6 protein-coding genes and 4 pseudogenes are annotated in these 10,247 nt (G+C 57.7%); 8 read left to right on the forward strand and 2 right to left on the reverse strand.

Annotated elements, in window-relative coordinates; genetic code table 11:
- Positions 1–922: 922 nt before the first annotated feature.
- Positions 923–1,024: pseudogene (locus E9536_RS40565) on the reverse strand (IS5/IS1182 family transposase); the annotation flags it as partial.
- A 91-nt stretch (positions 1,025–1,115) separates the two neighbouring features.
- Here E9536_RS40565 and E9536_RS42490 point away from each other — a divergent pair.
- Positions 1,116–1,250 (forward strand): annotated as a pseudogene (locus E9536_RS42490) (IS3 family transposase); the annotation flags it as partial.
- A gap of 489 nt (positions 1,251–1,739) precedes the next feature.
- On the opposite strand, the pseudogene E9536_RS40575 reads toward E9536_RS42490, so the two are convergent.
- A pseudogene (locus E9536_RS40575) lies at positions 1,740–2,476 on the reverse strand (IS6 family transposase).
- A 327-nt stretch (positions 2,477–2,803) separates the two neighbouring features.
- Here E9536_RS40575 and E9536_RS40580 point away from each other — a divergent pair.
- The 7 genes and pseudogenes from E9536_RS40580 to E9536_RS40615 all read left to right on the forward strand — a co-directional run.
- A complete protein-coding gene (locus E9536_RS40580) occupies positions 2,804–3,091 on the forward strand; it encodes a hypothetical protein (RefSeq protein ID WP_136473227.1) in 288 nt (95 codons plus the stop codon).
- The gene (locus E9536_RS40585) at positions 3,069–3,473 is read left to right on the forward strand and encodes a hypothetical protein (protein ID WP_136473229.1); all 405 of its coding nucleotides are present in this window, start codon (positions 3,069–3,071) and stop codon (positions 3,471–3,473) included. Before E9536_RS40580 ends, E9536_RS40585 begins: the two co-directional genes overlap by 23 nt.
- A 500-nt stretch (positions 3,474–3,973) precedes the next feature.
- Positions 3,974–5,179: a hypothetical protein gene (locus E9536_RS40590; protein ID WP_136473231.1), complete on the forward strand. Its 1,206-nt coding sequence runs from the start codon at positions 3,974–3,976 to the stop codon at positions 5,177–5,179.
- Between the two features lies 1 nt (position 5,180).
- On the forward strand, positions 5,181–5,711 hold the full coding sequence (locus tag E9536_RS40595) for a hypothetical protein (protein WP_136473233.1): 531 nt from the start codon (positions 5,181–5,183) through the stop codon (positions 5,709–5,711).
- Positions 5,699–7,636 (forward strand): AAA family ATPase, encoded by a 1,938-nt coding sequence (locus tag E9536_RS40600; RefSeq protein ID WP_136473235.1) that lies wholly within the window; start codon positions 5,699–5,701, stop codon positions 7,634–7,636. Before E9536_RS40595 ends, E9536_RS40600 begins: the two co-directional genes overlap by 13 nt.
- Positions 7,637–8,499: 863 nt before the next feature.
- Positions 8,500–8,847, forward strand: a complete 348-nt coding sequence (gene tnpB / locus E9536_RS40610) for an IS66 family insertion sequence element accessory protein TnpB (RefSeq protein ID WP_027782056.1) — start codon at positions 8,500–8,502, stop codon at positions 8,845–8,847.
- Positions 8,848–8,876: 29 nt separating this feature from the next.
- A pseudogene (locus E9536_RS40615) lies at positions 8,877–10,122 on the forward strand (IS66 family transposase); the annotation flags it as partial.
- Positions 10,123–10,247: the final 125 nt, after the last annotated feature.

The following is a 10,247-nucleotide window of genomic DNA, read 5'->3' on the forward strand; positions in this document are numbered from 1 at the left end:
TCGATTGATGTCACCAAACGGATTGGTATGCCCTTGAGTTCGTCATCAGGGCATACAGCTGGCTGCGGCACTTGCGCGAACGAATCGGACAGGATGGTCAACTCTTCGCGGTTGGCATAGCGAACCCAAAATTCGGCGAGGTAGCACCGACCGTTGAGCTGCGCGTAAGCCGGTCGCTCACATCATGTACATGCCGATACAGTGCGCTGCCAGCGAACAGCTTGCGCCGCCGGCAGCATCCTTGACGACGAGCACGGTATGTCGACGCCGCACGCGTCGCATCGTAGTGCGCCGCCGTATCGCCGTTGCGTGCGAGTTTGCGGAAACCGTCGAAGCACTTCGACCGAGCCGTCGTGCGATGGCTCTCGTGCTGCTGCCGTTTCGATATTCATCACGATGACCGCGCGTTCTTCCGCGCTTAGATGCTTGTACTTCCTCATCGCAACACCTTACCCGTTTCAAGATGTTGCACTTGAACTCAGCAGGTCGTCGAAATACCTCGATCCGTCCTGCACGATGTAGTGCGCCCGAACAGAAGCGACCGCGAGTTGTCGTCAATGATCGGCGCGTCCATCCGTGGGCATTCGCTGTTCAGGTATCCAAGGTTAGCAGCTTGCAGGGAAAGTTAACATCCCTATCAAGGTTTTTTGCAACTTGACTCCCCGAAGGTCAGGCTGAAACGAGAAGTTTCCCGTGGCTATTTGATCTGCCCCGTGAGTTAATCATCACCGGATTTCTGCGCGGTGGCCACTTCGATCCCCGCAGAAATCCGGTCATGAGCTCAATTTGCCCGCACAACGACGTGCGGGCATTTTTTTGTTCCTCGAGGATTGCCGGCGAGTGCGGCGAGAGTCTTGCGGAGGTAGTATTTGACGTTACGGTAGCTGCGCAGCTGCAGCATCGGTGTCCCTAAGGGACGGTTTCATAAAGACTGGTTGGCCCGCGGAAGGGTATTCCAACAGATCAGGCAGCAACCGAGTTTGAGGAACGCGCCGTGAATGTCCGCACGACGCTCGAAACGTATTGCCTTCTCGGCACCACGCTCTCTGCCATGTTCTTCTCCATACGGTCAAAAAGCCATCAAACTTCTTGCTGTACGTGGAATCGAGGCAGCGTCAACGCAGGAATGGGTAGCCTGGCACAACCATTACCGGCTAATGGAACCGCTCGACTATATTCCGCCTGCTGAACCTTGGGAAAACTATTACAGGCAAATCAAAAATGATGCTGAAGTGTCTTCATTAGCTTAACCGACCGGTCTCCACGATTTCCGGTGCGATTCAACAAGATTCTGGTTGACCCGGTTTGCTGGGGGCCGGTCAAAGGGAGTCGAACTCTCGGAGGCTTTTGCTCTGCCATTGAGCTACGCCAGCACAAACAGGCATTCTCGACTTCGGCTCAAATCCGTCGTTGACATGAATAAAAAGATGCCGCCCAAGTGCGGCGGCATTCAAAAGAGTCGAAAAGTCCTGAGTGCTCATCCGGGGAGATGAGCGGCTATGATTGTATGAAATTTGAGTGGTCGGCGCACTCGAGAAACTTCTTGAATTCGTCGACGCAGGGATTCAGTTTATGGAGTCGAAAGGTATCGCGGTCGCAAAAAAGCCGACCTCTCCACGAGATCGGCTTCGGGCCGGTCTGCCTGAGCAACCACGACAGCAGATCGGTGAGCGCCAAGTCAGGGCGTTGTCAACTTGACGGTGTAGAGGCTCAGCAACCAAAATAAGTCGGTATCTTTATTAATTGTTCCGGCATCCAGTCGCGGCCTCTGTCACTGTCCAGCGATGCCACGCCGATAGGCGCGCCCTGAGCGCTGCGCGATGGAATTTCGCCGTCATGCAATGCCGTGGCAAGGCAAACTGTTGACGGATCGGGCCGAAGCTCGACAGGAACGCCAGCGTGCGCTTCGGATCGCGAACCCACTCATGGCACGTTCCCGGCGACGTGTAGGCTTATGACTGTTCTCCGCGTGGTTGTTGACCCGGGCAGCCGCCTTCACGAATACGTGCTTCACGCCAGCCAGCTCCGGAATGTCCGCCTTCGCATCGGAGTAACTGCGCAACTGGTCGGTGACGATCTTTCGCGGCACAGGCGCCGAACGCAGCACCTGCCGGAAGAAGCGTCTGGCTGCGGCCTTGTCGCGGCGCTTTTGCAGCAGGATATCGAGTTCGACACCATTCTCATCAACCGCGCGCCGCGGCACATACGACTCCCCGCGCAGGTTCACGAACATCCCATCGAGGTGCCACGTTGAACCGGGCTTACGCCGTGCGGCCTTCGCGTGGTGTGCAAAGGCCACCCCGAACTTGTCACACCAGTGGCGAACCATCTCGTATGTCACGCATACGCCGCGCTCAAGCAGCAGTTCCTCGATGTCACGCAGACTGAGGTTAAAGCGAAAGTACCAGCGAACAGCACAACTGATGATCCCAGCCGGATACCGGTGGCCGTGGTAGAGCGATTTCGACTTCTTCATGCCCTTATCTTACGTCACCAATCTGTCAACGTGACAGAGCCAACGAAACTGCGATTGGCCCACATACAAGTATGCGCCTGAAGCATTCCGCGCGTTGTTCGGTGACAGCCGGATCCGGGGGAATTTCGACTACGACGAAGCGACCGACGCGCTCTCTGGCAAGACCACCAGCCAGAAGGCTGCTTCGTCGTCGCTTGCCGCCACGTCGCCCTCCGCCCAGCCGAGCCGACTCGGTCGCGCGCCAGCATCGGCCGTGGCGGTGTTAATGCTGCCGGCTCACGCAGCAGGCCCCACAAATCCGAACAAGGCTCCGACGGGGTTCGCCTAATGTGGTGGTTCATCACCGACCAGGCTCGTCTCCTGACCGAGCGGTCGGCGATCGACGAGCTCGTCGCCGAAGGGATCGGCGTCGAGAACGCTCGATGTGGTGTATTGCGTTCCAACCTTGCCTTGAAAGTGGACGTGGATCTGCGGATCGCCGACAAGGTTCGCACGGCCACCATGATTTACCCACTGATTTTCCCGAACGCGCCACCGGTCGTGCGCCCCACCGGGGAGACCAAAGATTCGGGCTCTCACCAGCACCTCGTCAGTGGCGATCGATCTATGCCTTGAGTACCGCGAGGACAATTGGCATCCGGACCTGAACGGCGCCGTAATGCTGCGCAGTGCGCTGAAACTGATGGCCGCCGACCTGGGCATTACCCACACGTCAGGATGGGCGTTGCCGTCGGCACACCACGTGACGGACGGTCAGCAAATTTGCGGGAACTGGTGCCGGATGAATATGACTGCTGCCGGCCAAGTCAAGCTAGGCAGCCAATGGGAGATCGAACCGGCTCGTCGGACGCCGCGTCGGCAGCTGTTCGGCCGGCTGGCAGGAGAACTGCACCGGGAATCGGCGTACCGGCTTTCGGGTTTCGCCGATGCCAGGGGGCAAAGCCGATTTGATGATCGATTTTGGGCAAATCATGCCGCTTCGGCAAACCTACACTGATACGCAGGCAACGCACGCCCGCCATCGGGCTGCATCCCGCTCTTATCCGCTCGCGAGCCACCAATGCCGCGGCCCGGCGGGTTTAGAGTCAAGCTCGTGTTGTCCCCTGCAGAAATGTGAGCTAAAGCGGGAATAGCTCGGTTTCCGTCCGGAAACCGAGCGCAGCGACCTGTGCTGCCGTGCGTACACGGCAGTCCGGCTACAAACAATTGCTCGATACGTAGAAACGGCGCGTCGGGCGTGAGAACATACTTGCGATGGGACAATGCCCACTCGATAAGTGGGCGCTATCGCAGACAGCGCTCAGATCGATCGCCGCCCCGTCGATTTTTCGACCGCTGCCGGCCGGCCAGTATTCTCTCTTTAAGTCCTGAGCGCTGCGGTCCGCTGTTTGCGGAAGATCTGATATATTTGCGCGCGTCGGATCCGAAGTAACGCTACGATGTATAGCGGACGGATAGTTGAGGCCGACCAGCCAGATGATAGATAAAAATGAGACCATGATCGATCGAGAAGCCGGGGACAAAAAGAAGGGCGACCGCTTCCAGAAGCTGCGGGCATGCATCCGCCTGCTCACGGAGATCGGGCTCGACAGGAACAATCGCATTTACTGCGCGATCGAATTGCTTGAAGACTCCCTTTTGATCCGCGAGCACGGTGAGCATGCACCGTGCGTCGAGGAAAACAAGAACTATGGCTCTTCGCTAACGTTCAATTCGTCGCCGGTCAAGAACACAGTCGTCGCCTTTATCGACCTCGATTTCCGGTTCCTCGGCGACTCCCCCATCCGGTTCAGTTTTTACGCTTCTGCCACTACCGGCGATGAGCGGTTCGACAAGCTGCTCTTCGAGCGAGCCGGTCTTGCTGGGCCGGGCAAGACATCGGTCCTGAAAAAGCTGTGCGCGAAGGAACCTCTATCCGGGGATGATATTGCGCTGTGCAAGACTGCGATCCTTGAAGAGTACGCAAAGCAGTATGCCGCAATCGCCGGCCATGGCCATCTGGCTGCAATCACCGCGTGGACGCCCGAGCAGTTCGGGCAATTCCTGTCCAAAATAGAGTGGATTGTGACGACGGACAGCAACCCAGAACTCGAGGCGGCGGCAGTCGATTGCGTTAGGAAGTGCCCGTTTTACAGCCACCGCCATGATGGCATGGAGTCCGTGATCGTCGGCGCCATCTGCAGCGAGTTTGAGAAGCGTTCAGAGCACGGAGTGCCGATGGCTCGCCTTCTGGGCACCGCCGATATCGAGAATATCTTTCTGAAAACGCTCGGTGTCCAACCTCAGGAAAAGCCGTTCGACCCTGCGCACGAGAGCTGGGACGAGATCGATGTAACCGATATGCGCAGTCTGCAAGAGAAGATCGAGGCCGTAACCTCTAGCTATCCGCCAAGAGGGCTGAGACGCTTGAAACTGCGGGTAGGTCTTGCAAAGGACGAGGCGCGCCTCTGGCAGCGGGAGTATGTGTCATTGCGGCGCAGGCTATATGACGTCTGTGAAGATATTCTAGAGGCGAGACAGAGTGGGCGGACATCGCCGCTCACCCCGGCACAAATCGACGCCATCCTCGCAGACATGGTTACTCAATCAATGGAAGAGCTGACGCTTCTGAACAAGACCTACCACTACCGCATACAGGACGAGAACACCTTGCGCGGCGCGATCCTGTCGCTGTTCGATGAATGCTATTTGGCGTTTGACTGACATGGACAAAAGAGACAGCATCAAGCGGCGACTGAACTTCATCAGCGGCGAGGACTTCTATTTCCTGACGTATGAGCTACTGTTGCTGGTCGATATCCTGACGGCTGCAAACGGGATGTTCAGGGATCATCGCAAGCTTTCGTATTTGGTGCAGTTGGCGGGTGGTGAGAAGGTCGTTCGCATTCTTGAGCGCTATGAAGACAGGACCATCAGCAACGCGGAAGACAGGGAGCAGCTGTTTGTGACGTTTGCGAACGGAGAGCTGAACAAACGAGAGATTTTCAAGCTGGTGTTTGCACTGGAGCGGCGCGGCTTCCTGCGAGTCGAACGTGCTGCGACACCAGAAGTCGTCGACGTGCAGCTGAACCGGTCTGTGTTGCCGGCCGACTTCCTGACCAACGAAGTCTTTGGAGCGGACCGCGCCCGGATCAGCAGAATCAAGAAGGCCGTTCCGCGACTGTCCACGCTGACCATGGAAACATTTCTGCAGAAAGTGTATGAAAGCCGCGGGGTAAATGTATGGGCGCTCTGAAGATTCTTCAGGTGGGTTACCAGGGTGACAGGTACGAGTTCGAATCGCCTGAGCTTGGGCAGCGGCTTGCCATTGTCGAAGGACCCAACGGAAGCGGCAAATCCACATTCTTCAACCTGATCTATTTCGGATTGGGCGGGAAAGTGGATGAGTTCGAGTTGCGCAGCGACAATCGGCACGCGGAGATCACCGGCGACACCAATAACTTCGTATGGGTAAAGATCCGGATCGGCCTCACTGAGTATTCGCTGATACGAAAGTTCGGCGAGAATCTCATCACTGTCCGGGCACTTGGTACGCTTGGAGAAGGTTTCGACCAGAGCGTTGATACCTTCCCCTTGTTCCGGCGCGACGCGGATACGCGCATCTTCTCTGATTGGATCCTTGAGAAACTGGGCATCCCGGTCGTCGAAATATTTCAGGGCGGTCGTAACTTCAAGCTCAATATCTCGGATCTGATGCGGCTGATCTACCATAATCAAGCGCCCGATCCACATGGCATTTACAAACCCGCCGATAACAGCAATTTCCTGTCCGATTCGCTGGAGGTGCGACGGGCGATTTTTCAGGTGCTGGTGGGAAAGACCCTGCTCGCGCTGTATGAAGCGATGGGCAATTTGAAGCGTTCGGAACGAGAACTTGACGGCGCTCGCGCGATTCTGTCTGAGTATCAGAAGATTGTGGTCGAAGTCCTCAGGGGCCGCGGCGGCGCAACGGTCCAGAATGTGCATTTTCTTGGGAAGCGGATCGAAGAAATCGATTCACAACTGGACAAACTTGTTCGCGCGAGATCGGAGCGTCTATCCCACCATGCGCCGAGTCAGATCATGCAATCGATTGATGCCGAGCGCCGCCGCCTTGGTGAGTTGGTGTCCTCCTTGCGTCAGAGGCGAGAAGAGGCGGAGGTGCTCGTTCGAGACAAAGGTCGTCTTGCCAACGTGGTTGCTTCGATTCGTGACGATATTGATCGTGTTAGCAAGGTTATTTTCACGCACGAGCAGCTGAAGCTTTTTTCAAGCGATACATGTCCATATTGCCTGAATGCGGTGTCCCGGATACAGGGCCATTGCGTATGTGGGAACCCCGTCGACGAGAATGATTATCAACGGTTCTTCTACAGTCCCACGGAATACGTGGACATCTATCGCGCCAAGAAAAAGTCGCTGCTGACGATGCTGTCCACAATCGATGATATGGACGCCGAGATCTCTGACACGATGACGCACCAAGCCGCCTTGGAAGAACAGGTCAGGCAACTTACGGACAGAATCGAAAAGTCGTATGCGCTACCACAGGGAGAAGCAGCCGGCTGGCAGGTAGAGCAGATCGATGAAAAAATTTTTGAATTGAAGAACGAGCAAAACGAGCTCTTTCAGGCCCTAAAAATGGAGGAGAAGGTCGAGGGTCTGCAGAGAACGTTCGATTCAAAGCGGGAAATCTGGGCAGCTGCCGATCGCCTGGTGACGCAGCTCGTATTGGCGTCAAAAACGGAACTCAGCGGCCGGATAGCTGGATTTAACGAAATCTACAACGACTTCATGACGAAGGTGTTGGCCAGATGTCGATCGGCGCGTATCGATGAAGACACCTATATGCCGGTGATCAACAATGGCGAATATCGAGAGGCGAGTGCCGAGGTTCCAAAGAGATTTCTCTACTATTTAACCCTTTTGTTAATGTCGTTGAAGAATGACATGCCGTTTCCGCGGATGCTCCTAATTGATACCCCGGAAACTGCGGGGATCGACCGAGACAACCTTGTGCTGATGCTGCGGCAGATGAAGGTGCTCGATGAAGAGAACACGGACTATCAGATATTGCTTTCGACGGGAGTTGACAAGTTCCCACCTGAATATAAGGAGTGTGTCTCTATACGGCTGAGAGACGATGCCAAATTGCTCCGGGAACGGCGACAACAGGTGTAAGGGTGTTCGAGTACGGCTGGACTGTACTGTTCAATGTCTGGAACCTTTCAGACAATGGAAGTAGTAGCAGTCCAGCTCGGCATCAGCTATCAGCTCCCGGCCGCACTAGCGTCGCATGGCCTACAAATGTGGCATAACCGGCGTGGCGTCGTCGTGGTCGAACAATTCTGCTGACAGCCCCATAAAGACGGTCCCTACAACCGCCTGAGAAGAGTGTTCGATGGCAAGCAAGAAATACCGCGACAAGACCTGTGTTTACTGCGGGCGGAACCGGGGGTCGAGCATGGGTGATCACGTCGTCGCACGGGAACTCTGCCCACGCGCCGCGTGCGATAACCTGCCCAAAGTGCCGGCATGCGTGGCATGCAACAACGCCAAATCGAAGCTTGAGCACTACGTCCTTGCAGTGTTACCGATGTAAGCGCTTCCCCAGCACCGTCTGTTCATGAAGGTTCATAGGCGGCAATCTGGTTCCCATCAGATGTAGTGGGAACCAGAAAAAATGGAAATCAAGGCGCAGGGCCGCCGACGAGGCTCCAAGAATTACACGAATGAGTTTCGCACGCAGGTCGTGGCGGAAACACGAGACCCGACCCGTTCACTGGCGGAAGTTGCACGCGCGCATGGGTTGAACGCGAATCTCGTGTCGAAGTGGCGTCGGGATCAGGAGCAAGAGGCGACGTCCGCATCCGCGCCAGTTGAATTATTCCCGCCTGTTCAGATGGCATCACCGCCGATACCGGAACCGGTCAGATCATCCGGCTGGTCATCGAATGTCATGGCGTGCGCGTGTGTTTCGAAGGCAAGCCGGAGTCTGATGTCCTGCGGCTTGTGCTGACAAGCTTGCTGGAGGTGGGTTCGTGATGCTGAGCCTTCCCGCTGGGACGCGGGTGTGGCTGGCTGCTGGTGTGACAGATATGCGTTCCGGCTTCAATAGCCTGGCCGCGAAGGTGCAGACCGTGCTCGAGCGGGACCCGTTCAGCGGACACGTGTTTGTGTTCCGCGGCCGACGCGGCGATCTGGTCAAGGTGCTGTGGTGGAGCGGTGACGGCATGTGTCTGCTGATGAAACGGCTTGAACGCGGCCGCTTTGTCTGGCCGCGTGCGGATGGGGGCGTCGTCAGCTTGAGCCAGGCGCAGTTGTCCATGTTGCTGGAAGGCATCGACTGGCGGCAGCCGGTGCGCACGGCGGCGCCGACCTCAGCGTTGTAAACCCGCCCACCGGCGCGTAGACTGCGGGCATGACGACGGCGAACGCGTACCCGGACGACATCGAAGCGCTCAAGGCTCTACTGCTCGAGCGCGATGCCCGCATCGGGCATCTGGAAGACGTGGTCGAATCGCACGAGGCGGCGACGGCGACCGACAAGGCGGAGATCGAGCATCTCAAGCTGCTGATCGCAAAGCTGCGCCGCATGCAGTTCGGCCGCCGCTCGGAGAAACTGGACCGCCAGATCGAGCAGCTCGAGCTGCGTCTGGAAGAACTCGAGGCCGACGAAGGCGCTGCCCCCATCGAGATTCCCAGGACGCCACGCACGGCACCGGAACAGATACAACGCAAGCCGTTGCCGGATCACCTGCCGCGCGAGATCCAGATCCATTGGCCCGAGTCACGTGAAACCTGCACGGCGTGCGGTGCGCCGATGAAGCAGCTTGGCGAGGACGTCGCCGAACAACTCGAGTATGTGCCGGCGAGCTTCCGGGTCATCCGCCATGTGCGGCCGAAGCTGGCATGTTCATGCTGCGATCACATCGCCCAGGCTGCTGCGCCGAGCCGTCCCATCGAGCGAGGCATGGCTGGCCCGGGACTGCTGGCTCATGTACTGGTCGCGAAGTTCGCGGATCACCTGCCGCTCTACCGGCAGTCGGTGATCTATGCGCGGGAAGGTGTCGAGCTGGATCGCTCGCTGCTGGCGAAGTGGGTTGGTCACACTGCGGCGCTGCTGCAACCGCTCGTCGACGCACTGCGTCGCCACGTCATGGCGGCGACGAAGCTCCATGCCGACGATACGCCAGTGCCTGTGCTTGCGCCAGGGAACGGCAAGACCAAAACCGGACGCCTGTGGGTGTATGTGCGTGACGATCGGGCGTCCAGCGACGCCACTCCGCCGGCCGCCTGGTTTGCCTATACGCCGGACCGTAAGGGCATCCATCCGCAGCAGCATCTCGAATCGTTCAATGGCACGTTGCAGGCCGACGCCTACGGCGGCTACCAAGCGATTTACGAAACGGGACGCGTTGCCGAAGCAGCATGCTGGGCCCATGCACGGCGGCAGTTCTACGAATTGCATGCGGCTCGCCCAAATGCATTGAACACCGAGGCGCTGGAACGTATCGGCGCCCTCTACAAGTCGAAGAGCAGATCCGTAGCAAAATAAGCGGCGAGCGCACCGACAAGCACGCGACAGGCCCTTGCTCGATCAACTCCATGCGTGGCTGAGCGCCACACTGGAGACGCTCTCGCGCAAATCCGACACGAGTCGGGCGTAAGCACCCGGTAAAGGCACCGAGGCTCGGGAGGTGCCGCTGATCAAGCCACGGCGAGCGTCCAGCGATGCGGAAGCAGCGACGCGATGTCGTTGGCACGATGCGTGGGCAGTCGGGTGAGCACG

The organism is Burkholderia sp. LS-044 (assembly GCF_004803625.1).
In the GTDB taxonomy this organism is placed as follows: domain Bacteria; phylum Pseudomonadota; class Gammaproteobacteria; order Burkholderiales; family Burkholderiaceae; genus Burkholderia; species Burkholderia cepacia.

Excerpts from the sequence above, each read along its gene's own strand:
- tnpB (WP_027782056.1), top strand. The coding sequence starts at position 8,500 with ATGCTGAGCCTTCCCGCTGGGACGCGGGTGTGGCTGGCTGCTGGTGTG.
- E9536_RS40595 (WP_136473233.1), top strand. The coding sequence starts at position 5,181 with ATGGACAAAAGAGACAGCATCAAGCGGCGACTGAACTTCATCAGCGGC.
- E9536_RS40600 (WP_136473235.1), top strand. The coding sequence starts at position 5,699 with ATGGGCGCTCTGAAGATTCTTCAGGTGGGTTACCAGGGTGACAGGTAC.
- E9536_RS40580 (WP_136473227.1), top strand. The coding sequence starts at position 2,804 with ATGTGGTGGTTCATCACCGACCAGGCTCGTCTCCTGACCGAGCGGTCG.
- E9536_RS40590 (WP_136473231.1), top strand. The coding sequence starts at position 3,974 with ATGATCGATCGAGAAGCCGGGGACAAAAAGAAGGGCGACCGCTTCCAG.